General features: G+C 33.9%; 19 protein-coding genes and 2 pseudogenes. 5 read left to right on the top strand and 16 right to left on the bottom strand.

What is annotated here, in order from left to right:
- The 3 genes from FJR38_RS26080 to FJR38_RS26070 all read right to left on the bottom strand — a co-directional run.
- Positions 1 to 2,024 (bottom strand): tetratricopeptide repeat protein (locus FJR38_RS26080; protein ID WP_168540399.1); only part of this gene is annotated, 2,024 nt, incomplete at its 3' end.
- Positions 2,025 to 2,067: 43 nt separating this feature from the next.
- Positions 2,068 to 2,574, bottom strand: a complete 507-nt coding sequence (locus FJR38_RS26075) for a DUF4384 domain-containing protein (protein ID WP_168540397.1) — start codon at positions 2,572 to 2,574, stop codon at positions 2,068 to 2,070.
- Positions 2,575 to 2,618: 44 nt separating this feature from the next.
- On the bottom strand, positions 2,619 to 3,050 hold the full coding sequence (locus tag FJR38_RS26070) for a hypothetical protein (protein ID WP_168540395.1): 432 nt from the start codon (positions 3,048 to 3,050) through the stop codon (positions 2,619 to 2,621).
- A 536-nt stretch (positions 3,051 to 3,586) separates the two neighbouring features.
- Between FJR38_RS26070 and FJR38_RS26065 the strand changes: the two genes are divergently transcribed.
- On the top strand, positions 3,587 to 4,588 hold the full coding sequence (locus tag FJR38_RS26065; RefSeq protein WP_168540393.1) for a GTPase family protein: 1,002 nt from the start codon (positions 3,587 to 3,589) through the stop codon (positions 4,586 to 4,588).
- Between the two features lie 106 nt (positions 4,589 to 4,694).
- Entirely contained in the window at positions 4,695 to 4,949 is a 255-nt protein-coding gene (locus FJR38_RS26060; protein ID WP_168540391.1) for a hypothetical protein, read from the top strand.
- Between the two features lie 73 nt (positions 4,950 to 5,022).
- On the opposite strand, the gene FJR38_RS26055 is transcribed toward FJR38_RS26060, so the two are convergent.
- The 4 genes and pseudogenes from FJR38_RS26055 to FJR38_RS26045 form a co-directional block, all read right to left on the bottom strand.
- Entirely contained in the window at positions 5,023 to 8,331 is a 3,309-nt protein-coding gene (locus FJR38_RS26055; protein ID WP_254449579.1) for a DEAD/DEAH box helicase family protein, read from the bottom strand.
- Entirely contained in the window at positions 8,225 to 9,310 is a 1,086-nt protein-coding gene (locus tag FJR38_RS28870; RefSeq protein WP_254449578.1) for an N-6 DNA methylase, read from the bottom strand. Before FJR38_RS28870 ends, FJR38_RS26055 begins: the two co-directional genes overlap by 107 nt.
- A 322-nt stretch (positions 9,311 to 9,632) precedes the next feature.
- Entirely contained in the window at positions 9,633 to 10,181 is a 549-nt protein-coding gene (locus FJR38_RS26050) for a WGR domain-containing protein (RefSeq protein ID WP_168540389.1), read from the bottom strand.
- Positions 10,182 to 10,329: 148 nt separating this feature from the next.
- Positions 10,330 to 11,955: pseudogene (locus FJR38_RS26045) on the bottom strand (AAA family ATPase).
- Between the two features lie 91 nt (positions 11,956 to 12,046).
- On the opposite strand from FJR38_RS26045, the gene FJR38_RS26040 reads away from it, so the two are divergent.
- On the top strand, positions 12,047 to 13,264 hold the full coding sequence (locus FJR38_RS26040; RefSeq protein WP_168540409.1) for an RNA-guided endonuclease TnpB family protein: 1,218 nt from the start codon (positions 12,047 to 12,049) through the stop codon (positions 13,262 to 13,264).
- A 99-nt stretch (positions 13,265 to 13,363) separates the two neighbouring features.
- On the opposite strand, the gene FJR38_RS26035 is transcribed toward FJR38_RS26040, so the two are convergent.
- A complete protein-coding gene (locus tag FJR38_RS26035; protein ID WP_168540387.1) occupies positions 13,364 to 14,461 on the bottom strand; it encodes a hypothetical protein in 1,098 nt (365 codons plus the stop codon).
- 351 nt (positions 14,462 to 14,812) lie between these two features.
- On the opposite strand from FJR38_RS26035, the gene FJR38_RS26030 reads away from it, so the two are divergent.
- Complete coding sequence (locus tag FJR38_RS26030) at positions 14,813 to 15,817, top strand: adenylosuccinate synthetase (RefSeq protein WP_168540385.1); 1,005 nt, start codon at positions 14,813 to 14,815, stop codon at positions 15,815 to 15,817.
- Between the two features lie 17 nt (positions 15,818 to 15,834).
- Positions 15,835 to 16,398, top strand: a complete 564-nt coding sequence (gene gmk / locus FJR38_RS26025) for a guanylate kinase (protein ID WP_168540383.1) — start codon at positions 15,835 to 15,837, stop codon at positions 16,396 to 16,398.
- A gap of 15 nt (positions 16,399 to 16,413) precedes the next feature.
- Here gmk and FJR38_RS26020 read toward each other — a convergent pair whose 3' ends face one another.
- The 8 genes and pseudogenes from FJR38_RS26020 to FJR38_RS25985 form a co-directional block, all read right to left on the bottom strand.
- Positions 16,414 to 16,851 carry an NUDIX domain-containing protein gene (locus tag FJR38_RS26020; RefSeq protein WP_168540381.1) on the bottom strand — a complete coding sequence of 146 codons (438 nt, stop codon included), beginning with the start codon at positions 16,849 to 16,851 and terminating at the stop codon, positions 16,414 to 16,416.
- A 105-nt stretch (positions 16,852 to 16,956) separates the two neighbouring features.
- Positions 16,957 to 17,532, bottom strand: a complete 576-nt coding sequence (cyaB, locus tag FJR38_RS26015; RefSeq protein ID WP_168540380.1) for a class IV adenylate cyclase — start codon at positions 17,530 to 17,532, stop codon at positions 16,957 to 16,959.
- Positions 17,533 to 17,647: 115 nt separating this feature from the next.
- Positions 17,648 to 18,502 (bottom strand): carbohydrate kinase family protein, encoded by an 855-nt coding sequence (locus tag FJR38_RS26010; protein ID WP_168540379.1) that lies wholly within the window; start codon positions 18,500 to 18,502, stop codon positions 17,648 to 17,650.
- Positions 18,503 to 18,510: 8 nt separating this feature from the next.
- Positions 18,511 to 19,554, bottom strand: coding sequence for a hypothetical protein (locus FJR38_RS26005; RefSeq protein WP_217360064.1), 1,044 nt, complete (start codon positions 19,552 to 19,554; stop codon positions 18,511 to 18,513).
- Positions 19,544 to 20,737, bottom strand: coding sequence for a radical SAM protein (locus FJR38_RS26000; RefSeq protein WP_168540376.1), 1,194 nt, complete (start codon positions 20,735 to 20,737; stop codon positions 19,544 to 19,546). Before FJR38_RS26000 ends, FJR38_RS26005 begins: the two co-directional genes overlap by 11 nt.
- Before the next feature lie 43 nt (positions 20,738 to 20,780).
- Positions 20,781 to 21,944 (bottom strand): radical SAM protein, encoded by a 1,164-nt coding sequence (locus FJR38_RS25995; RefSeq protein WP_168540374.1) that lies wholly within the window; start codon positions 21,942 to 21,944, stop codon positions 20,781 to 20,783.
- Positions 21,945 to 22,075: 131 nt separating this feature from the next.
- Positions 22,076 to 23,012 (bottom strand): annotated as a pseudogene (locus FJR38_RS25990) (ParB/RepB/Spo0J family partition protein).
- Positions 23,009 to 23,770, bottom strand: coding sequence for a ParA family protein (locus FJR38_RS25985; protein ID WP_168540372.1), 762 nt, complete (start codon positions 23,768 to 23,770; stop codon positions 23,009 to 23,011). Before FJR38_RS25985 ends, FJR38_RS25990 begins: the two are co-directional and overlap by 4 nt.
- Positions 23,771 to 24,149: the final 379 nt, after the last annotated feature.

The raw sequence follows: 24,149 nt of genomic DNA, 5'->3' as shown, positions 1-24,149 counted from the left end.
AATTCTATTAAGAGATTTTCTAAACTTAATTCTCGCTGTGGATTTTCTGGTGTTGTAACTTGTGGATTAAAATTACCCACACTTATAGGCATATCTTCTAGCTTTAATTTTGTAACACCCTCACGCACTTTGCTAATCAATTCATCAATTTTATCTGCTTCCCCTAAATCAAACATTTGTACTTGATTAGGTTGTTTAGCAGGTAAAATAAAGGCAACATAACGCGGGTTTTTCAATTCCCTATTCACAAAATCATAAACAGGAAAATAAACAAATTCAATTAAAGTGCTATTATTAGGTAATTCTGAAGCTATAGTTTCACGGTCAACTAATTGATTTTCTAGGCGAATTTCTGGTACTTCTCTGGTAATATCTTTTTCTAATTTTTCAACTTGTTGATGTAAGTCATTGAGGAGGTTTTTATTAGCTTCTAAACGTGGTAAATTTTCAGGTAAATATAGAGAAGATTGTAAATTAACAATTTGTTGCCATAAAGAACGCCATTGTTGAAAAGAATTTTGGATATTTTCAGGATAACGGTTACTATAAATTGCGGCACTAATAGCAGCACTAGCAACATTACTCAAGGCTTTTCGTTTGAATACAACATCTAAAGCTATATGAATAGCATTTGATTTTTCTGCTGATGCTTCTAGGGGATAATAGTATTGATAGACAAGGGAAAGTAAGTCATATTGAGTATTTCTTATTCTTTCAAGAAAATGCATTCTGTCATTTTCTGAACTACCTACAAATTCTTGACTCATTAAGCGATGTTCTACTTTTGTAGCTTCTTGAAAAAAATGTAAAGCTAATGGATTACGATAAGTATTTATATAAATATAAGCTAAGTTAATTAAACTATCAAGTATTTTGGGATGACCTTGCGGAAATAAACGTTGATACATCATCAAGGCTTTTTGGTTTAAGACTTCAGCTTCTGAATAATTTTTTTGAATATCATACAAACAGGCTAAGTTATTTAGAATTTGAGCTATATCAGGATGTTCTAAAGGAAATAGATTTTCATATATACGCAAGCATTTTTTATATAAAGTTTCAGATTTTATATACTTTCCTTGCAAATTATACAAATAAGCTAATTGATTTAAAACCAGAGCTACATCAGGATGATGTTCTGTAAAGTTTTCGGTTATTGTAAAAGCTTCTTGAAGAAATGGTTCAGCTGCATTATGGTTATTTATTTTAAAGTAAATGTTACTAAGATTAACTAATACTCTTACTATAAGATACTCATTTTTAAAATTTTGCTTACATATGTTTAAAACATCTTTAAAAATATGTTCAGCCTGAGCATATTTACCTTGATGAACATACACTAAACCCAAATTATTTAACGTAATAGCTAAATCTGGATGATTTGTAGAAAATAGACGTTGCTTCATTGCTAAAGCCTCTTGATAAAGGGGTTCAGCTTGGCTATATCTTCCTTGCTTATAATAAAAAAAAGCCAAATTATTTAATATACCCGCTACATTAGGATGATCCTGTGGAAACAGGCGTTTTAGCATACCCAAAGCTTTGTGAAAAAAAGATTCAGCTTCTTTATATCTTGCCAAACTTCTATATAATACAGCCAAGTTATTTAAACTAGTAGCAATATCAGAATGATCTTGTAGATACAAGCGTTGTCTAATAGCTAAAGCTTTGTGAAAAAAAGATTCAGCTTCTTGATACTTACCTTGAGCAAGATATACTGTAGCTAAATTATCTAACGTAGTGGCTATATAAAAATGATCGTTTATAAATAGACGCTGAGAAATTATCAAAGCCTCTTGGTATAAAGTTTCTGCTTCTCTATATTTTCCCAGAGAGTAATGAAAGTACGCCAAGTTGCTTAAGTTACAAGCTATATCAGGATGAAGATTACCCCATATTTTCCTTCCTAAGTTTATAGCTTGTTTACTTAGTTCAATAGCTTCATCATATTTACCTTGTTGATATAGTTCATTGACCCTTTGTGTAAGAGTATTATAATCTCTTTCTTCATTAAGAAAACTCATATTTTTAACTCCTTGTACATTGTATTTAAAATCTATATCGAATTTAACCAGTAATCAAATACTTGCTCCGCACTATAGAATAATTATTATCATTCACATAACTTAAAATATCAGCTAAATGCTCCTCCTTTAACTCTAAAGGATTATCTGTAGATTTAGGTAGCCAACTAATTTCTGGTTTATCATTACTAAAAACAGCAATAATTTCCTCCATACCTGTTGGTGGTTGAACCGTAAAAACACTATTATGCGGTAAAATTACCCAATTATCATACACCGGAAAACTGGGACTAAACTGAGAAGGTGCAAGACAGTAAAATTCTCCTGATGCGAATTTTTCTATTACAATTAGATATTGGCAACCATTCAAATTAAACTGATATTTAATTTTACTGCCAATTGGAAAAGATGGATAATTATTTTTGTTTATTTCCCATACTCCAGCGACACCAACACCTAAATCATCTAACTGAATTGTCGTGTCATTTTTTTGAGCAGGAATGATGATATTATTTTCTTCTGCTTTTGTCCATAATTCTTGCCAACTCATTAAATCACCTCATAAATAAATTCAACCTTGACTATTGATTTTGATTAATATTTGAAAATTTGCAGTTGTTGTTGAGAATTATCTTCTGCTTTATCCCATAATTGTTGCCAAATTTCAATAGATGATTGAGGTGGAATAGTTTTTACAAAGTCAGAGAAAAATTGAGATATTAACCATGCTCTTACATCTGCATAATTCTTTTCATATTTTCCATCAGGATTTTCATTATCATCCCGATAATCAAATTTATATTGTTTTAATTTAGGATATATTTTTTTACACCAAGAATCAGCGATCATATTTCTAGGAAGAAACTGATATTTTTCCTTATTTAAAATCTCAGCGTTGCTTAATCCCTCATTTTCTAATAATAATCTTTCAATGAATGCTATATAATGATTTCCACTAAAGCTGAACTTCTTAATAGCCATTTCATTTAAAAAATCTTTTTCCCATCTTTCATAAGAGTAATTCATGGTTTTATACACCTTTTAGCTCTAAAATTAGAGTATAACCACTAATATGTTTGAACGTCCAGAGAAAATTAATATTTTTTTACAATTTAAAATCCAGATTATTTGCTTTAGGGTTTTAAGACAAAAAAACCATTGCTAATACTAATCCATGTTTTCATCCAGGGAGATTGGCAAATACTACAGCGTTTTTCAGGTTTATGAGGTACACAGATAAAAGCGAATCCCATTCCCCCTGAGAATAACCTGTACCTCATTTAGTTGAAATCTGCTGTATATTATTCAAACATATTTTGTAATTTATATAGAAATCTATAAAATTCGATTGACACAATTACGCCTATAATATAAAGGATATAAGTCATCGGTACAGATTTACTGGTTACTTTATTTTATAAGAATTAAAATAATATCCAAATTACTATTTTTCTCTATAAAAATCTATAGCCGATACAAAAAAATAGCCATAGGATAGTAACAACAAACAAAAAAAGTTTGTTTCACCTGAACCTTGAAAATAAAATAAATAGGAGAAAGCTATGTTCAACCAAGCGTTGTCTCAAGAGCAAATTGAAAGGCTCAAACAAGAGGCGATTCAAGGCTTTATGAAGGCTGCAAATGCTCCCTTTATCGTCGCAGTAATCGGACAAACTGGCGTAGGAAAGAGTTCTTTAATTAACGCTCTTTTTGGTACAGATTTGAAAACCGATGCTGTTAAACCTTGCACAATGGCTGTTGAAAAAGTCGTTGTCAAAGGTAATAAAGGGGGTGAAATGTGGTTCTATGATTTGCCAGGGATTGGTGAATCTGTATCTGCTGATGCGCGATATATAGAGGATTACAAACAGAAGCTTTTAGAGGCTGATGTTGTGCTTTGGTGTTTACACTGCGATAATCGCTCAGTAACTTTTGATGTCACTGCATTGCAGAAGATATTATCATCTTTCTCTGCTGAAAAACAAGCTCAATTGATGTCTAAAATCACGTTTGTGTTAACCAAAGCTGATACATTGGTAAATCCTCCTTGGATACTAGCTAAAATGGATAAATGGGGTATGTTTGCGCCTTCTAAAACAACCCGTGAAATCCTCGATAAAAAGGCTGCTTATTATCAGGAAACTTTCCTGCTTCCCTATAGCAACGGATTGGTTTCTCGCACATATAATGATGGGAATTTCAAGATTGATGATACTCGTTTTTCTTGGGATACCTATAGTGTAGTTTTTCAAGGATTTATGGATAGTTCTACCTTGAACCAATTACAAGCTAAATATCCACAATTTCAAGGAGTGTTTAAACGGATTTATCAAAACTACCAAGTGATCCCAATTTCTAGCAATCTTCGTTTTAGTCTGAATCAACTTATGGTTGTAATTGTCAACAAGATGGGTAAGGAGGCCATAGCGAAGTTCAACAACTTTATGAATGATGATCAATTAGATAAATTACCTTTTGCCAAAGCGAGGGAGTTTTCTAATCTAATTGTAGTAGATCCAAATCGAAATAGGAAGTTATTTGATTTAACAGAGATGAGGTTTTAGTCGGTTTCTTTTCTTCGGGTTTATAATTGGTATCTAATTCTGTAAAATATCAATTATAAACATCTGTTATTTTTTTAATCTATTGAGTGAGGGGAAGTAAAGAAGCATGAGTAGTGAATTTGATGATATTTTTGACGAGATAAAGAGGAATAACCAGTCACGAGAGGAATTAAAAAAAGCAGTTAGAATTGCGAATTTCGATAGCATTGCAGAAATTTTGTGGAAAGTCGCTGCTAAATTGTTGGGAGAACACGTTAGGGTTTTGAAAAATAAACCTTGGTTGTGTTGGATAATTGAAGAATTAGTTCCTGTAGTTTTTCGTTTTCTTCGGGATAATTGGAATGTTTTCTTTCCTTATTAACGGCACATAGCCATATTGAGAATATAAAAGCAGATTTCTAGATGAAGTCTGCTTTTTTTGTCAGAAATTAAAACTATTGTTGTCTTTGATGACTCCTTTGTTGAATGAGTAGAGAATTCAACTCACTACGCAAATTAGACTCCTCAATTAACAGAGAATTTCCTGTAGCCATTGACTTAATTTGAGCATAGGAATAAATCCCCTGATCACAATCTTCAACATTATCCAAATCCTCACCATTGAGGAATTTAGCCGTCATTTCCTGCTTCCATTGCAAAGTTTGCCACCTGAGAGCATCTAGACGTTCAGTAATATACCTAAATATCCACACAAAAGGTAGGGTAAAACCCATAAATTCACCATTTCCCTGCCTGATACCTCTCCCCTCACGTTGAGTTAAGTCAGATGGTCGCCAAGGAGCATCTAGGTGGTGTATAGCCCATAATCCGCGACGGTGGACATTGCAACCAGTACCTAATTTCTTCGTGCTTCCCAGTAAAATACGCACCTGACCAGAATCAATTAACTCAAACAGTTTAGTCCGTTTAGATTTATTAAAATCATGGACAAACGCAATTTGTGATTCTGGAATTCCTAATGCTATAAACAGCATTTTCAAATACAAATAGGTGCTGTATTTATCTGGTTTAGGAATACTTGCATCACAGAATATTAATTGAGTTCCCTTGACAGTATTTGTCAACTTCCAAATTTGCCAACTATTCCAAACACACTCATGCAACTTACTGATATCTGCTTCTTTAGTTTCTCCCAATAAGCGCATAGTTAAAGCAGCTTTTGTGAGATCCGTTGTTACCTTCAGCATATTATCAATGCTGGGTGCAACTTGCCGAGTGTAAATTTTCTCAGACCTTTTGAGAGCTTCCCTAAGAAATTGTAACTGTGCTGAAGATGGTTCTACAACAACATCAATAAACTTAGGTTGTGGACGTTTTAAAACATCACCAATGTTATTATTTGTGCGGAGGTTAACAAACTGATCCATTAGCCCTCGGAGAGCTTGGATATTGCAGAAACTCTTAAACCGAGTTACTACTTTATATTTACCACTAGCGGTAACTTCAGCCGAAGAAGTAGGTTCTGCAAATTGACTAGCCCATTCATCGAAAGTTTCTATTCCCAATTCTCGTAATTTGGGAAGTTGAAACATCCGCATCCAATTAAATAATTCTGCCATAGTATTGGACAGAATTGTACCCGTTGCACCAATTACTTTTCCTGTGAATTGGGAACAAGTTTCTGTGAGCATATCTCCCAGAATATGCAGAATCTTCATGTAGGTATCACTAGCACGTTGACTCCAACTTTTGGGAATACCTCTGATGTTATACATCTTGGTAATAATCGAGAGATTCTTAAATTCATGAACCTCATCTATCACCAACATATCTGTCAAATTATCAAAATCAATGTGATTGTCTTTTCTTGTTGATGCTGTTACCTTGTTGATTTTACTTTCTAGGCTTTTTAACGCCTTTTTCAATTGTTTAGTGGTGATTCTGTCATTTGACTCGTTTTTCAAGAAAGCTTGGAGAATTTCTTTTTCTTGATTGTGGAACGCTAATTGATAATCCTCCGATAATGCTAAACTAAAGAATTGAGAATGAGTAATGATAGTGCAATCAAAATCCCCTGTTTGAATGGCAGCAGTGAATATTTTTCTCCCTTCGGCATCTAGCTTTTCAGGAACTAATAAGTTTGCCATTGGATAGAGATATCTAAAACTCTCTTCAATTTGTTTTTCAGTGCCATTCAACACAACTAACATTGGCTTGTTAGCTAATCCTAACCGCCGACATTCCATGATAGATGCAATCATGGTATATGTTTTACCAAGTCCTACATCATGGGCTAGAAAAGTGGCATTTTCTTCGAGAATTCTAGAAACACCATCTAACTGCCAATAGTTTAATTGCACATCAGGATTACTACCCGGAAGCTGGAGGTAATTACCATTATATTTTCGGGCAGAGAAAACATTAATTTGTGTGTTGTAATATGTATACAGTTCCACACATCTTTGTTGATTCTCCCAAATCCAATTTCTAAAAGCAAATTTGATGACTTCTAATTTAGCTCTAGCTTCTTCTGTTGCTTCATTAGATGCTAAAGTATTAATGGTATCCTTGCTTTCGTAAATAATGATTCTGGGGTCTTGACGATTTAATCCCTTTTCCAAAAGTTTGGCACTATCTATATAACTTGTGCCGTATTCTGTAAGGTCGTCAGAATTCCCTCCTATTGTCCAAAAAGATGTGCTAGATGAAGTAATATGAGATATCGTTACTTTAATTTTCAATATCTCTTTCGCAAACTGCTGGTAAATTTCTGGTTTAATCCAGTTTGTACCCAACATTATGTGAATTTTCTTGTTCAAGATTTTATCTTTTTGGGAATCTGTGAGAGAATTCCAATCAATATTTGATGTTTCTAGACAAGCAAGTTTGATATCTTCTGTAGCATCTGGCAGCATTGGTAACGGTTGAACTGCTTTGAGTGCTTCTATGTTTTTTGCTAAATTAGCAGCAATCGCTTCTTGCAGTTTTCTGTAGACGTTACCAGATAGATATTGAGCAGCAAGTTCCCATTTCTGGTTAATTGGATTATAAAAGATGAGATTATCAGCATCGAGTTCTTGAATAATTTCCTCTGGAGTCAGGTGGCTAATTTCTGAGATATAATCTAAATCTAGGCAACCTTTGATATTCAGCGAATGTGTTAAAGCATCTTGGGCTGAATTAACTTTTGTGGGAGCAGAATATGAACGACAGACTCGTTTAGAGAAAATATCAGCTAATTTGTAATTGCTCTTTTCTAGAGTTCTGACTAAATAATAGTTGGGGTCCTTACCCAGGTGTATTAGGTTGTACTTGCTATTGATTCTGCCCCATTTACGAATGAATGAGTTGTAGCTGTTTTTGAGTTCTTGTTGGAGTTGTGTTAATTCCTCATCATTTACTGTTTGTTGGGCATTGATGACTTTTATTAAACAACTACGGAGCTGCCAAAAATCCTCAATTCGATTTCTCTCTACTGTTTCTACTAAAACTAAATGGCTTTTCGCTCTTTGATAAATTTGGTTTTCATGAATACAAAAAGCCATTTCTTTAATATGTTGCAGTTCAGGGGGAACTAACAGAAGCTCTTCAGTTTCCTTTCTAGGAGAGTAGTTAACATTTAGAGGTATTTTGCACAGGGATTCAGATAAATCTCTGCCGTCATCTAATAGAGCAAAACCTTCACCGTACAGTTTATTAATGCTTGGTGTACCTAATAAGTGATGTACATGAGGATATATTCTCTGTTGTAAATGTGTGTATTGGGGAGATTTTTTGCAGTTGGTTTTGATAATATTTATCAAAACTTCTGCCTTGAAATTCACTCAAGAAATATTCGTTGAGATGAGCTTTAGTTTTATCACCTTCATTACCCCAATCTTGAGGAACAATTTGCACTTCTTGAGTATTTATCCATTTTGATGTGTTGGAATGACGAGGATTTTTGACTTTTTGAAAGATTAGTAGAATGGGGCTAACTTGAGTTCTAGCAATGGTGTTAAATACTCCACTAGGAAGTCTTACGGCTGTTACCAGTTCTAGTTTTTGTCCTAACCAAGCTCGGAACTTTTGAGAACTGGGAGCATCTAAAGTGTAAGTAGAAGTAATGACTGCAATTAATCCTTCTTCTCTCACTAAGTCGGCAGATTTGGCTAGAAAATAGTTATGGATGCTGACTCCCAGAAAGTTATATTTTGAGTCATTTACTCCATAGTCACCAAAGGGAAAATTCCCACATACCAAATCAAAATATCCTTCGGGGAAGCTGACTTTTTCAAATCCCTGATTATAGATTTGAGCTTCGGGATATAAATGTTTGGCTATCGTAGCGGGTGTTTTATCTAATTCAATTCCAAATAGTTTTGAGTTGCAGCGTATATCTTCTGGCATTAATCCAAAGAATAAACCAGTACCGCAAGCTGGTTCTAAGATTCTGCCTCCGGTAAATCCTATGCGCGATAGCATTTCCCAAATACTACGGATAATTTTAGGTTCTGTATAATGGGCATTTAATATGCTACTGGCAGCGTTATTAAATTCATTTTGATTCAGTAAAGTTAGCAATTCTTTTTGTGCTTTAGCAACCCATCTGTTTTGTGGATTTAAACTAAATATTTCAGGTAAACAACCCCATCCGTTAAATTTTGCTAATGTTTGTAGTTGTTCTTGGGTGGGAGTGGTGTTGAGTGTTTGTAGGGTAATAATTGCCTGTTTATTGTTTTCCCATCTTTGTTGGGGTGTGGCTTTTAATTCTGATTCTATTGTTGAGTTGATTGTAAACATATACCATTGCCAAAAAATAGTTTTGGTAATGGGCGCATAGCGCAAAGTTAAGATTTAAATATGTTATGGCTATTCGCATTCAGGTGAGGTATGGGCAGTAATAATTAAACGCAGATGCACGCAGATAAACGCAGATAATTTTGTACTTCATTAGACTAGGAAATGCTATATGTGCATCTTTAAAGTAAAATGATATCAGAGAAAAAATATAGCTTACATTCATTAGTAAGCCATATCATTTATAAATAATTTGTGAACATTTATGGTTGAAAAAATTACATTAACGGGTTGAAAAACTTGAGAATTTGAATGTTGAACAGTATTAAATATGCCTCCAAAAGTTCTTACTAATTGTTTTTAAGCTGACAACTTTCCTGTTATTACCAGATTCTGCTGTATTTCCACCTTGAACAGATTCAGTTGCCAATAAAGATTTTAGTAGTGATAGTTGGTGGTCTACGTCTCCTACATGACGGTATATTAAGGAGGGGATTATTTTCATGCCCAAAGGTGTAGGGACAATTTTGAGATATTGGTTTAATGTCTCTAAATAATTGCTATTTGCAAATTGTCTTTCAGCTACATAAGGACGTAATATCTCTAGTAATTGAATAGCTCTTTTGATTTCCGAAGTATCAGAAGTATGATCAATTTGAGGTTGGCTTTCTCGGTAGCCTTTCATTTTCTTTTCAGCAACGAGATTGTGAAATTTAGAAACTGCTTGTTGAAAATTACCAAATGAGTGGACTTTCTGTTGAGATTTGTAGCCTACTCGACCCCATTTAACAGTTAAATTTTCTTGCTCAACTTTAGCACTCCAGAACTTATTGCTATTCTGGGCAGCATCTACGAATACTAAATATATTTCCATGATGATTACAACTATATTTCATGGTGGTAAACCGCTAAAAACTCCAATTAGTATTTAGCGGTTTAGTGATTTATGGCTTACTTGACTACTGAAAGCGATAGCGAAGCCCTGCTGCAAGCAGTTCGCTTACTTCTGTGCCGGAGGCAATCTAATTGGTACGGAATTTAGAGGTACGAAGACTTCTTTTGGAAACCTGCACAGGACTAGAAGCTGGTCGTGCCACCTTTGACCACGACTGCATCCGCTCAACAGCAGCAGCATCTTGAACAGCTAAAGGCGTAATATTTCGCTGGCAATTTTCTAAATCAGCTAGTGTCACCTGCTGTGGTCTTCCTTCATCAAAAGCCAGTAGTGCGGCTTCTGAGGCTAGAGTTTCTAATTCAGCGCCACTAAACTTGCTGGTACTAGCAGCGATCGCTTCCAAATACTCTTCAGGAACTTTTATACCGTAGCGTCCTAGATGAATCCTGAGAATTTGACAACGTTCTATTTCTGTGGGTAGATCAACAAAGAAATTCTCATCAAACCGTCCTTTTCGCTTGAACTCAATTGGTAAAGCTGTTGGGTCATTACAGGTTGCCACCACAAACACCCCTGCTGTACATTCAGACATGAACGTGAGGATATTCCCCAGAATCCTTTGTGAAACCCCAGAAGTATCGCCATTAGCGGAAAGTGCCTTTTCTACCTCATCAATCCATAGAACACAGGGAGCGATCGCTTCTGCTGTACTGAGTGCGCGGCGGACATTACCTTCAGATTCTCCCACTAGGCTACCAAGCATTGAGGCAATGTCTAGTTGCAACAATGGAAGATTGAGGATGGTGGCAATATTCTTCGCTACTATTGATTTACCTGTTCCTGGTGGTCCGGCTAGTAGCACTCCTTTAGGTTGGGGTAAATTGAGCGATGCCTTCGGCGAGCTTCGCTAACGCGCTTCTTGGGAAAATAACCGACGACGGCGTTGCAGCCAATCCCGCAGTAAATCCAAACCGCCAAAAGGTATTGTTGTGGGTTTACCCAGTTCGATACCCATTTGAGCTAATAGCCGGGTTTTGTATTCGACAACCAAGGAAATGACTGTAGCATCAATCACAATCCCTTGAGAAGTGAGGCGTTCTTTCACAGTTAGCCGCAGGAAGTCACTGATTTCTTCCAAAGTTAATCCTAAAGCTGCTCTTGCCAAGGTTTCTTTATCTTCAGTGGTCAGAGAAACTGTAAAATTTACCTCTTGCTCACTGGCAGATTCTTGCAAATACAGCAAATATGATTCTAAGTGGTCTTGAATTTGTTCAATGCTGGGTAAAGGAACTTCACAGCAGGGAATAAGCCTCAGTAAAGATTCATGTAGTTGAATGTTTTGACCCAGAAGTACAATGCGCTTTTCAGTTGGTTTGAGACGATGGTACAAGTTTTTGACTCTGGTGAGAACTTCCCAACTCAATTGCAGGGAATTTTTACCCACAAAAGGATGAATATCTCCCAGAATGAAAACCCCATTCCCCTCGAAATTGTTGATGTACTCGAATACATATATTAAAGGGTCTATGTGAGGAGGCTTTTTATAAGTCTCAATTGACTTGAATACCAGTCCACCGTCGTCAGCAATCAGACATTGTTCTAAGCTGGATACTCCTAAATTCCAGAAATAGACAGGACTGTTGAGTTTGTCCATGACTTCAGTAGTTAACCATTGAATAATGGTTGCTTCTTCAGGAGATAGAACCTCTAAAGCCACAATGGGTATATAGTTTAAATCAAAAAAATATGTCAAACATAATCATTTGTGTTATATTCAAGGAATGAATCTATGGACTAAATAGAAAGAGAAACACAGAGTGTATTATTAAGTGCCTGGAGTCACAATGTTATTAGTTGAGCGACATATAATTAAACATAATCACATCAGGTTTAGAGAAATTGATCAAATGTCTTTTTTCTCAAAAAATCTATTTAACTGTGCTGTTTATTTATGTCGTCAAGCCTTTTTTAGCAGTCAACCAATACCAACATTCAATCAAATATATCATTCACTCAAGAATACTGATGATTATAAAGCCTTACCTAGTAAAGTTGCCCAATTAGTATTCAAACAAGTTGATAAATGCTTTAAATCTTACCAGGAGGCAAAAAAAGAATATCAGTTAAATCCAGGCAAGTTTTTAGGAGAACCAAAATTACCCAAATATAAACATAAAGAAAAAGGGAGAAATATTTTAACTTTTAATAATCAGGCTGTTTCCAAAAAAGCCTTAAAAAAAGGTTTAATCTCACCTTCTGGATTATCCATAAGTATCAAAACTAAGCTAACACAAATTGAAGAAGTGAGGATTATTCCTAAAAATAATGTCTACATTATTGAAGCAGTTTATGAAAGAAAAGAAACCACGATAGAAGTTAATAATAAAATCGCCGCGATTGATATAGGACTAAACAACTTAGCTACTGTTACTAGTAATTGTTCAGATTTTCAACCTTTTATTGTTTGTGGCAAGGCAATTAAATCTTGTAATCAGTTCTACAACAAAGTTAAAGCTAGTCTCCAATCTCAATTACCTAAAAATCAAAAAACTTCTCGAAAAATAGAAGCATTAACACTCAAGCGTAACAAGAAAGTGGATTACTACCTCCACACAGCTAGTAGATTTATTATTAATCAGCTAGTTATTCAAAATATCACACATTTGATTATAGGTAAAAATGAGAATTGGAAACAGAATATTAACTTAGGCAGTAAAACTAACCAAAACTTTACCAGTATTCCTCATGCGCGATTTATACAGCAGTTAGAATACAAAGCTAAACTTGTGGGAATCAAGGTACAAATTGTAGAGGAAAGCTATACATCAAAATGTAGTTTTCTAGATTTTGAACCTATCAAAAAACATGAGCAATATTTAGGTAAAAGACTTAATAGAGGTTTATTTAGGTCTAATTCGGGTAAACTTTATTCAGCAGATTTAAACGGTTCTCTGAACATATTAAGAAAAGTAGTTGGGGACTCTATCTTTGATAGAAACTCAGTAGAGAGGCTTGTAGTTAGTCCTGTAAGGTGTAAACCTTACCAAGCTAGAAATATTTGACTATATTTTTAGTAACTATTTGAGAGTCAATGGTGGTAATTTTGATACATCTCAGCTTCTTGATCCCACAAAGCTCAAAGATGATACAGACAGGTTTTTCTACCGAAGTTTGAGAGACATGGCTGTAGCTTTGCTTAACCCCATACCCTCATCACTTGCTAATCTTTGAAGATGACGTTGTTCATCCAGCAGCTTGGCGTAAATTTCATCCATTTTTCCCTCTAATTGAGAACGTCCCTGTGAATCAAGCCTTTTGGCATCTACAGAAGCGTTTTCGAGAATGTCTTCTAGATGAGTCATCATTTGTTCGAGACTGCTACCTGCTTCAAAACTGGCGTTACCCAAAAGCATTTGCACTTTCTTAAAATGACGTTCCATCTTTTTCTTGAAGTTAACCGGCTTGCGTCCTGGTTCCCAGTTGCTCAAATCTTCGAGTAATTGCGCTGCTAGTTGTTCACCACCTGCGTTAGCGAAGCTCACCGAAGGTATCGCCGATTCTCTGAGTGTTTGTTCTAAATTTGTGTCATACTGCTCAATAAATCGAGTTATTTGCTGCAAACATTCAGCTTGTTGTTCTGACAATTGCTCGCTAATAGCAGGAATAATCACAGGACGACCAATTATTACTTGTAAGTAGTCTTCTAGTTCCTCTAAACAGGGAAAAGCTTTTACTAAGTTTTGCTTAACTTCTTGTTGTTGTTCTACAGATAACTGCCAAGCATTCAGTGAGAGGAATTTATCAATTCGTTCTTGGTAATCTGTGTAACCCTCGTCATACTCTTCTCTCAATTGGGTGCGTAAAGTAGGGGCAATATTATCTCGAATTTCGATTAATTGACTCCAGACTATGGGTGCTAAGTCTATGGAACAAATCCAATCACCATTGTCATAATTCATCCATTCTTGGACTGATGCAACTTCTTGTCTTAATTTGTTTGCGGCTTCATCTAAAGCTTTGAAAACTTTGATGCCCTTTAAACCAACTTCTGAAGTTGTAACTTTTACTAAGTCAGATTCTTGTTCATTTTGAGACGTTTTAAGAACATCTGCCCATTTCGGAGCATTGCTTTTAGTTGTTTTCTTTAATTGAATTTTGAACCGGATGCGTGTTTTGTTTAGTTTGGAGAAGTTGTATCTTTCAACAACAGCGTTTTGGAGGAAGGTTTCGTTTGAGTTGGGAATGACTGCTTGTAGCATATTGTTTTGGGAATGATATTATTTGCTCACTCCCAGATAAGCGTTAGCTTGCAACTGATAGCTACACAAATTTTGTAGTGTAATTTCAAGCTTGAGTTTGTCATATTGGTAAGGTGATGGTTGAAAAATTAGCCATGACATAATACTTACAGGCTTAACTTGTCACAAATGATGCTTAGATGTCTATTTAGTACATCTGCTCCGGGGGAAGTTCAGTAGTATGAAAGTTGTTACTTTATAGCGGCTACCTTAAAATTACCCCATAAGCTATAATAATAAAATCTAGGTAATTATTTAGTAAAAAAAGATTTTTGAAGCGTAATAAAAACCATATCCGATATTTTATTAACTATGGCTGGAAAATTAATTGTTGTGGTTGGAGGACAATTTGGCTCAGAAGCTAAAGGCAAAGTTATTTCTTTTTTGGCTAATGAAATTGATCTAGCAATTAGAACTGGTTCACCTAATGCGGGTAATACAGTTATTAAAGATAATCACACATATAAATTGCAACAAATACCAGCAACTTTTGTAAATCCTAAATGTCAGCTTTGTATAGGAGCAGGTGCTTTAATTTTTCCTGAAATTTTAATCAAAGAGATTGAGTTAACTCAAGTTCAAAATCGTATTTATATAGATAGCAACGTAGGAATCATAGAAGAAAAACACTTAATTCAAGAACAGGATTTAAGTGATTATATTGGCACAACAAAAAAGGGATGTGGAGCAGCATTATCAGATAGAATTTGGCGTAAAAATTTTAAATTAGCAAAGGATGTAATAAATAATTTTCCTCTTTATGATGTTGCAGAAATGGCAAATCAAACTATAGACGAAGGAAAAAGTGTTCTTATTGCGGGGACTCAAGGCTTTGGACTATCACTTTATCATGGATTTTATCCTTTTGTAACCTCAAGAGATACGACAGCAGCTAATTTTTTAGCTGAATCTGGTATTTCTCCAAGATTAGTGACTGATATTATTTTAGTAATTAGAACATATCCTATTAAAGTAGCAGGAAAATCAGGGATATTTCCGAATGAAATAACTTGGGATGAACTTTCAAGAAGAATTGGCAAAAAAGTTGAAGAAAGAACAACAGTTACTAATAATGTGAGAAGAATAGCTGAGTTTGATATTGAACTTGTTAAACGAGCGATACTGATTAACAGACCTACACAAATCGCTTTACAATTTCTTAACTATCTTTTTCCAAGTGATGAAAACATATCAGTATGGAAAAAATTAAGTTATGAAGCTAAAGCATATATTGAAAAACTAGAAAATGAATTAAATGTTCCTATTACTCTTATTGGTACTGGAGCAGCAGAAAAAGCTATGATTGATCGTCGTTAGATATAAACAACAAAACAATGCTAGAGAAAAAATTAAAACAATTAATTGTAGTAACAGGTACAAGTGGGTCAGGTAAAACCACTCTTGTTCATTTACTCTTGGAACGTTATCCAGAACTAGAGTTTTCTGTTTCTGTTACTACACGCAAACCCCGCATTGGAGAAATTGAGGGAAAAGATTATTATTTTGTCAGTCAGTCTGAGTTTAAAGAAATGATTATTAAGGAACAAATTTTACAATGGGTAAAATTTGCAGATAATTACTATGGGACTCCTCGAAATACTGTCGAAAATCAAATAAAACAAGGGAAAAAAGTTGTAATGATAACCGAAATGGAAGGAATGAGAAAAACTAAGCAAATTTTTCCAGATACTTTATCTATATTTATTATGCCACCATCTCTTGAAGTTTTAAAGGAACGCATTCAGAGAAGAAAACAAGATTCTTGTGAATCAATCAAGAAACGTCTTGAAACAGCAAAAATAGAGATTCAATTTGCTAATGAATGCGATAAAATTATTATTAATGATAATTTAGACAAGGCAATAGATAATTTACAAAAAATAATCTTTGATGAATAAGATTTTTTCAACTTTTTACCAACCGTATTCACTATAAAATATTTGTTTTTTTATGTTTTCAATAGCGTATCTGATATATTCCAAAGTATTATTTGGAAGACAATCAATATCAAACCATTTTAAATCATCACATTTATCAGGTTCAGCATTTATTGGTTCTCCTTCCCATTTTTGAGTAATAATATAAAAATCTATTCTTTCTTCTTCTACATCTTTTCTGTGCATAACATGAGCTACTTTTAAATCATTAATATTTAATTTAATTCGAGCTTCTTCAAACGCTTCTCTAATAATAGACTCAAGAAAAGTTTCATTTCCTTGTAAATGACCCGCAACGACACTATAATTTCCGTCTCCAAAACCTGTATTAAATCTTCGTAAAAGCAATATTTTGTTGTCTTTAATTAATATTAAATGACATGAAGGTATTAAAGTAAAATATTCTTTTCTCATTAAATTAGGTGTTTTAGTTTAGTTCTTTACAATATTAAAATTCAAGATTACTGAATTATATCCAGTAATCTCAAATGTTAGGGATTGAGCCTATTGATTAATTTCTTACTTAATTAGATTGTTCTGACGTAACAAAAGAATCGGGTAGCCCGTATTATTAATATGATTAGTATCAATTCCTAGCCTTTCAGCAAAAGCAAAAAGGTTTTCTCTAGTTGTTTCAACGCTACCAAAATCTTTGATAGCCTCTATTTCGATGTATTTTCCTAAACCCTCTATTGTATCTAAACAGATTTCAAATTCATTATTGTAAGAATACAGGCTTCTTGTTTTTTCAATTGTAATTAATTTTTGAAACCCAAGTGCATCAAACATTTTATTAAGCTGTTCTAAACCTTGAAACTGAACTTCAAATTCATCACAGTGAGTCTGTATTTCTGCATCTTCAGGATAAAAATGCTTATAGTTGAGAATGAATTTATCCCCTCTTTCTCTAATACTTAACCATTCAAAAGGAGATTTAGCATTCATAAAGTCTCTGCTTGGATGATTAAAATACTTATCAACCTGATGATTTTCTTTTACAAAAGAAGCAATTTCTTTTAACTTTTGCTCTACTTTGATAAAAGTTTCATTATCTACTGAAAATCTTAGTTCAATTTCTGTGTCATTATTAGCCATGATTTTACTTAATCCTTTTTGAATGAGAATTCTACAGCCATTTATCATATATGGATTGATGCTTTATGTCAAGCCTACACCAAGTAATAATTTGAGAATTTTCCAACAAAAATTTTTAAATTAATAGTAGATTATGCTTTAATAGGCAAAAATCAGTAGCTTTATCAACTGCAAATTGATTGGCTTTTTGATAACTGGCTCCTTGTTGAATAGCAAATATAAAAGCAGCAGAAAATGTTGCACCTGCTCCTATCAATCCTTTCTGATCTACTTGCTTTTTACATTGACTTATAAATACATCTTTTCCTTTAATTAAAGCTAACGAACCTTGATGGGCTAAGGTAATAATTATTACTTGAATAAATGTTTGTTGATATAGGTTTTCTGCATAATGCAAGGCTTCCTCTATATCTAATTCCAAACCTAATTGAATAAATTTTATATTCTCAACATTTTTTACTTGGGACAATTTATAATTAAGTTCACCACAACTTAAGTTTAAGAACAATTTTTTATTTGAGTTTTGCAATAAATAAGAAATTAACTTAAGTCTATCTTCTATCAACTCTTCATATAAATCTATATAAAAAAAATTTGATTTTAGATTGTTGCTATAAATTTTTTCCGTAGGAAAAGAATGTAGTTCTGATAGCCAGGTACGCTGACCTTCTATCTCACGTAAACAGTAAGTTGTAGGTGTATATGGAAATTGAGTATCTATAAAACTACAGTCAACTCCATTTTCATTAAGAAAATTTATTAATATTTGACCATCTTTTTGAGAGATAGGATTAGATATAAGTTGAGTCCTTAAATTCATTCGTGATGCCATAACTGACACAATTGCTGCATCATTTCCAATTAGTCGCTTGACTTTATTTATTAAAGTTGTCTCTCCAGATACCGGAAAAGAGTCAATATCTAAAATTATTAACCATACTAATTCGCCAATTGCACATAAATCAAACATAATAAATTTTATTTTTGTCTAAACAATTTGGTTTCAAAGATAGATTGAGTATGCCAATTATGATAAACCTTATCCCAAATCTGTTTTTTGGATATTTCTAATAGGCAAGATTCAGAGTCAATCTGTTTTATTAGATTTTTTAAGAGCCTTTCATACCCAACTTGGACTGATATTATAGCATTTTCTATATTGTTTTCTTTGAGCAATATACTAGCATCTTCAATGATAGCAGCAATTTCTTGTGGTGTTTTTTGTTGATATTCCCATTTATTTAAACTTTCTTCATCTGCTAATTGAAAAACTTGAGTTAAAGTTCTAATAAGAAAGTAACTTAATTTTCTATGTTCCTTAATTGCAATTGAAAGCAACTTTTTAGTTTCACCGTCACTAACTTTACGCATACCTTTTAAGGTATACACTATAGGAAAAGCAAAATTAATCCAGCTTTGACATACATTACATATAATCCCAATTTCACTTGAGCGATATGAAGTAATAACTCTAGCAAAACTGGTATCTATTTCTCCTAGAAGTAAATCTTTATCTTGTCTTTTAAGAGCAGACAAATATTGACTTTTTATTAGAACTTCTAACGGTGAAGCCATATAAGAAACATTCTCAAATACTGCTCCTTTTGATGGCAAATCAATAAAGTCTCCATGACTATTATAAACTTGATCAAAAATTTGTTCAATTGTTAATGAATTTTGAGCAGATAGAACAACATCTGTTCGTCCCAGAAAATCAATGTTTTCACATAATTCTTCTGATGTCATTAGTGGATCAAAAAGAATAAATCCAAATCGTAACTTAATATTTAAAAGACTGAAATAACGAAGTGCTGAAATCACATATTCTGGTGAATAACCTTTGTTATATCGTAAAAGTTGTCCTTTAGAACCTGATTCAACTCCAACAAATATTCGAGACAATCCATTCTCAAGAAGTTTTTTAAATAAATAACCTCGCTCTATATGCCAATCCTTATCTTCAGAATCTTTATAAATTTGATCAGCCCGACAAGCTATATCAAAGCTTATTTTAATTCCCATATCTGAAACTGAGTTCAAGAAATAATTTAATCTTTCCACAGAAGAAATATCCTGATCTTTTACCTATAAATTCCTCATCAGCAAAAAATATGTGAGGTTTTTTCTGAAATTGATTAAATACTCTAGCAAAAAAATTCCACTGTTTCACCATAGATTCAATAGGTAATGAACGCCATAAATTACCTTTATGAGAACGTGGACAGAAACTACAAACGTTATATTGACAACCACGACTAAACTCAGCCGTCATAACTCCATCATTATTAAATAAGTCTTCTATAGTATCTAGTGCTGGTGCTGGAAGTTGATTTAATAAAAGCAACTCTGAGCAAGTTTCTACAATTTTTCCCGTTTGTAAATCTTTATAACAAATTCCAGGAATGTTGTGCCATTTACTTCTATCTTTAAGATTCTTGACAAGATGGACTAGTACACCTTCACCTTCTTGTTTTCCTATAACAACACGGGGATATTTATCAAGTATTTCTCGAAAACACATTGAAGCTAAAATATTTCCAAGTTCAATTACTGGCTCTTGATCTATATCAAAAATAGCATAAACTTTATCTAATAATTCTTCCATTAAGTCGTATTGACCAAAGTTAACAGATATACCTATAATATCTGGTTTATCGTTTTTAACTAACTTAATAACATCATCAACTGTAGAACCAAATTGGCAATCAATTATACTGACTTTTGCATGATTTTGAAGACGTAAGAAAGAAGCAATATAAGCTATTCCCAATGTCAAGCGAGGTGTTGGATACATCTCAGGATGAAATAGGCTAACTAATAAAACAGAAGGAAGCACAAGTCTTTTTTCTAAATCTTTTGACATTTGAATTGTTAAAAATTTGCCAAAATAATTTTTAGAGTCATCCAAAACTGATACTTGAAAAACTACCTTAAAATTATTTTGTAACTCAACTACAAACGGTTGAAATTCAAGATTATTATCTTTGCTACATATTACAAGATATTCTTTATCATACACACAAACTATTGGCATATCTGGAGAACCAGCAACGTTGATGTTGATACGGTCACTCTCTTTTGATGAATATCTTGAGCAAATAATTTCTTGTATCTGTTTAGCAAAAAAATCAGGACTTTTTCCACAAAAATCAAGAATGTTAGATATTTGTTTCCACTCCGATTTTAAAATCTCTAATATTTGCATTATGTGTCTCCATTAATTTATTAAAGTAATATTTTTTTATAGATTAAGTTGAAAACCAGCCTTGAAGAGCTTCATAATCTAAGGCATTACGTCCACACCCTTTCCAATATGGAATTAAATTATACTGTTGATAAACTTCTTGCAAAACTAAAGCTATTTTTAATAAATCCTGATAACTTGGACGACTGTGATTTTCAAAATAACTTCCTCGATCATTATGAAAAACGTTAATAATAGGTGTAATCCCTATACTAGCTAAATATCTGATTCCTTTTATAGTTGATTCAACAGGTTCTAGACCGGCAATTAAGATTGTATGAATTCTCTTATCTCCCACTATTTTTACAGCATATTTTAGTGCATCTATTAATAATTGACGACCATAATCTTGAGTTTTACCTGGGCAAATTTTTGTAAATATATCATCATCAAAAACTTCCATGTTCAAAGTCATTCTTGCATTTAATGATTTTAATTCATCTATTAAATTAAAATCATTAGGAGGCATGGTTGCTATATGAGTTTCTAATTTTTTACTGCTATTTATTCTGAACTGCTCTTCATCCAATTTACTAGCAATTTTCAGGTGATTCTGAAAACCTATATCATAATTGGGATGATTTCCTCCAACTAACATTATCTGGTTAATCAAATCTGAATCATTTTTTAGAGCTATTTTTAAAACTGATGCTGCTAACTGAGGTGTAATAGTATCAATAAATTGTGACTCTTGATCTCTATTAGGCTTTAATGAACAAAAATGACATTCTTTACCCTTATTAAAATAATAGCAAGTTGATGGAGTAAAAAAGGCTAGTGAAGAACCACCGTATAAATTAGCAACTTGTCCGCAAGTGAGAGCCTCTGTAACTGAAATATCAAAAAAAGACGGTCTTTTAGGAAAAGAAATTGAAGTAATATACTTTCCTTGATGGCTTAAAAAATAATCTCCACTATTGTATTCCAATTGCCAAGGTGAATGACGTTTATAATTTACAGCAATGACAACATTACTAATAAATATTTCTTGTGGTATTTTAATCTTTCTACTTAAACTATGTTCATCACTATCATTATAGGCTCTTCTCTTTTCCATTGCATTGTTATTAGTGGCAAACTGATGAATAAAAGATTCAGAAAAAGAAATTCCTGTTGAAAGAAGATGAAGCTTTATATCTGCTGCTTTGTAGTTATTTATGGTTATCATATTATTTAGCTTTAAATTTTATAATGCTTTTTCAAAAAGTATCACAATTGTTAAATATAGTCAATTCCTTTGCCAGTTTTACAAATAATTAGGTCTGAAAGCCAGTAAAAGAGTTTTATTGGCTTTTTTGTCTATTCCTCCACCAACAGTGCTTCTATTTGAGCCAGCAGTTTTTCCAAAGCTTTTTGCTTTTTAGGATTTTCCCAAACCTTCGCTTTTTGTAATTGACTTGATGCTTCCTTATAACGGTTTTTGAGTGAAGGTGGTTCTGGGTTTATCTGACGACTTGCTTTAATTCTTTCGTTGATCTGAGTTAGTGATAGACTGTCTGCTATCGTCTCCTCCAGGAGTGCAGTTCGTTGTCCTAAATCTTTCACACGAGCGATCGCAGTAGCTTTGGTATATTCAATCTCACCTTTCCGCAAAGCATCTAGGACATCTTCTGGCAGTTTCAGTAACGGTAGACGACTGCTGACAAAAGATTCCCAACTTATCATTCCCAAGGCATCAAATACAGCTTCTATTGCTTCGGAATCTTCACTACCCAAAACGTTTTGGGTAACTTTACCTTTAGCCTCATTTTGCATTCGGTAGAGAAGTGAAACCACGTTATCAGTATCTTGATTTAACCTCAAACTTAAAAGCTGAAGTATACCTTCAGTTTCTTCGATTGGTTCAATCTTCTCGAATCAGGTTTTCAACAAGGGATAACTGCAAGGCTTCTCTATCGTTGAGTTCTCTAACAACAACAGGTATTTCTTTTAGTCCTACTTGCAGAGCAGCTCGGTAGCGTCGCTCTCCTGCAACTAACTCATATTGTCCTGCTTCTAAAGGACGGACTAACAGAGGTTCTAAAATACCGTGTTCTTTAACTGATATTACCAGTTGTTCTAGCTTTTCTGCATCAAAGTAGCGCCGGGGCTGAGAATTAGGCAGTTTGATAGAGTCAATAGAAATTGTATGCGGGGTGGTAGTAGCATCTTCAGTTGGGTAAACACTATCTCCAAGTAAGGCAGCTACGCCTTTTAATTGACTGGTATAAGGTTGGTCTTTTTTATTGGTATTCACTTCAATTTTTCTAAACCTAAAGATATTTTTTCTAATACATCAACAGCAGGATGTTTGCGATTGAATAATGCTAAAGGCAATCGTGCCTCACTAGCATCGGCAAAAGCAATGGCTTTGGTAATTGGGTCATAAACTGTAGCCAGTGGTGACAGTTGTTCTGAAATGGCTTTGAAAGTTCTGCTTTCCTGAGCAGTGCGAGCATCATACATTGTCGGTATAAAGCCAGCGATCGCCAAAGAACGATTTGCAGCTTTGCGGAGTCTCGCTACCGTATTTAATAGCAAGTCCGTTCCTTGAAAAGATTTGAATTGACATTGAATAGGAACTAAAACGTGGGTTGCTGCCACTAAGCTGATCACACTCAAAATACCCAAACTGGGAGGACAATCTATCAAAATAAAATCATATTTGTCCAGTATAGGAGCGATCGCATTTTTTAGACGCATTTCTCGCATCAGGGCAGATACCAATTCTAGTTCAGCAGCACTTAAATTAATATTTGACGGAACTAACGACATTCCATGAATTGGTTCAGGATGGATGGTTAATGGTTCTTCTCCTACAGCAGCTTCGTACACAGTTTTTGTGAGATTCTCTGGTTCCAGTCCCATAAATGTGGTCAAGCTGGCTTGGGGGTCCATGTCAATCAACAGCACCCGGTTAGGATGACGCTGCGCTAAATGATACCCCAAGTTCATTGTTAAAGTGCTTTTCCCCACACCGCCAGACTGGTTAAATAGCGCAATAATGCGACTCATGCGGTGTCTCCTTACAATAGAGTTTTTATCCAATATTACAATCAAAAAGAGATTTTGATTGCCTACGGCACTGGCGAAGCCAATCATGGTTCGCACTTTAGTTTACCGTAAATTTTGCAGAATCTTGTTGGTGCTAGTAGAGTGAGGCATAAACAAACGATTTCCAATCTCTCAAAAGATTGTTTTGTATTGGTTTTGACTTCCTCCCTTGGAGATATAAGGGTGGAGTTGACTTCTGCCAAGCGGTACTGGGGACTTGTGGATTGAGAATGTCCCAATCAAGTTTTTTAATTGTTGTCTTGATAGAGATATCCAGTGGTATTTGATTTTTCAGCAATTTTTGGAAATATTAAACCACTTTTTCAGAAAAAAATTATCT

Origin of the sequence: Anabaena sp. UHCC 0253, from assembly GCF_009712085.1 — a bacterium.
Lineage (GTDB): Bacteria > Cyanobacteriota > Cyanobacteriia > Cyanobacteriales > Nostocaceae > Dolichospermum.
This window is presented reverse-complemented; position numbering and strand designations above follow the sequence as displayed.

Excerpts from the sequence above, each read along its gene's own strand:
- FJR38_RS28870 (WP_254449578.1), bottom strand. The coding sequence starts at position 9,310 with ATGTTTACAATCAACTCAACAATAGAATCAGAATTAAAAGCCACACCC.
- FJR38_RS26070 (WP_168540395.1), bottom strand. The coding sequence starts at position 3,050 with ATGAATTACTCTTATGAAAGATGGGAAAAAGATTTTTTAAATGAAATG.
- FJR38_RS25985 (WP_168540372.1), bottom strand. The coding sequence starts at position 23,770 with ATGAGTCGCATTATTGCGCTATTTAACCAGTCTGGCGGTGTGGGGAAA.
- FJR38_RS26050 (WP_168540389.1), bottom strand. The coding sequence starts at position 10,181 with ATGGAAATATATTTAGTATTCGTAGATGCTGCCCAGAATAGCAATAAG.
- FJR38_RS26030 (WP_168540385.1), top strand. The coding sequence starts at position 14,813 with ATGGCTGGAAAATTAATTGTTGTGGTTGGAGGACAATTTGGCTCAGAA.
- gmk (WP_168540383.1), top strand. The coding sequence starts at position 15,835 with ATGCTAGAGAAAAAATTAAAACAATTAATTGTAGTAACAGGTACAAGT.
- FJR38_RS25995 (WP_168540374.1), bottom strand. The coding sequence starts at position 21,944 with ATGATAACCATAAATAACTACAAAGCAGCAGATATAAAGCTTCATCTT.
- FJR38_RS26035 (WP_168540387.1), bottom strand. The coding sequence starts at position 14,461 with ATGCTACAAGCAGTCATTCCCAACTCAAACGAAACCTTCCTCCAAAAC.
- FJR38_RS26075 (WP_168540397.1), bottom strand. The coding sequence starts at position 2,574 with ATGAGTTGGCAAGAATTATGGACAAAAGCAGAAGAAAATAATATCATC.
- FJR38_RS26000 (WP_168540376.1), bottom strand. The coding sequence starts at position 20,737 with ATGCAAATATTAGAGATTTTAAAATCGGAGTGGAAACAAATATCTAAC.
- FJR38_RS26020 (WP_168540381.1), bottom strand. The coding sequence starts at position 16,851 with ATGAGAAAAGAATATTTTACTTTAATACCTTCATGTCATTTAATATTA.
- FJR38_RS26010 (WP_168540379.1), bottom strand. The coding sequence starts at position 18,502 with ATGTTTGATTTATGTGCAATTGGCGAATTAGTATGGTTAATAATTTTA.
- FJR38_RS26040 (WP_168540409.1), top strand. The coding sequence starts at position 12,047 with ATGTTATTAGTTGAGCGACATATAATTAAACATAATCACATCAGGTTT.
- cyaB (WP_168540380.1), bottom strand. The coding sequence starts at position 17,532 with ATGGCTAATAATGACACAGAAATTGAACTAAGATTTTCAGTAGATAAT.
- FJR38_RS26060 (WP_168540391.1), top strand. The coding sequence starts at position 4,695 with ATGAGTAGTGAATTTGATGATATTTTTGACGAGATAAAGAGGAATAAC.
- FJR38_RS26005 (WP_217360064.1), bottom strand. The coding sequence starts at position 19,554 with ATGGGAATTAAAATAAGCTTTGATATAGCTTGTCGGGCTGATCAAATT.
- FJR38_RS26065 (WP_168540393.1), top strand. The coding sequence starts at position 3,587 with ATGTTCAACCAAGCGTTGTCTCAAGAGCAAATTGAAAGGCTCAAACAA.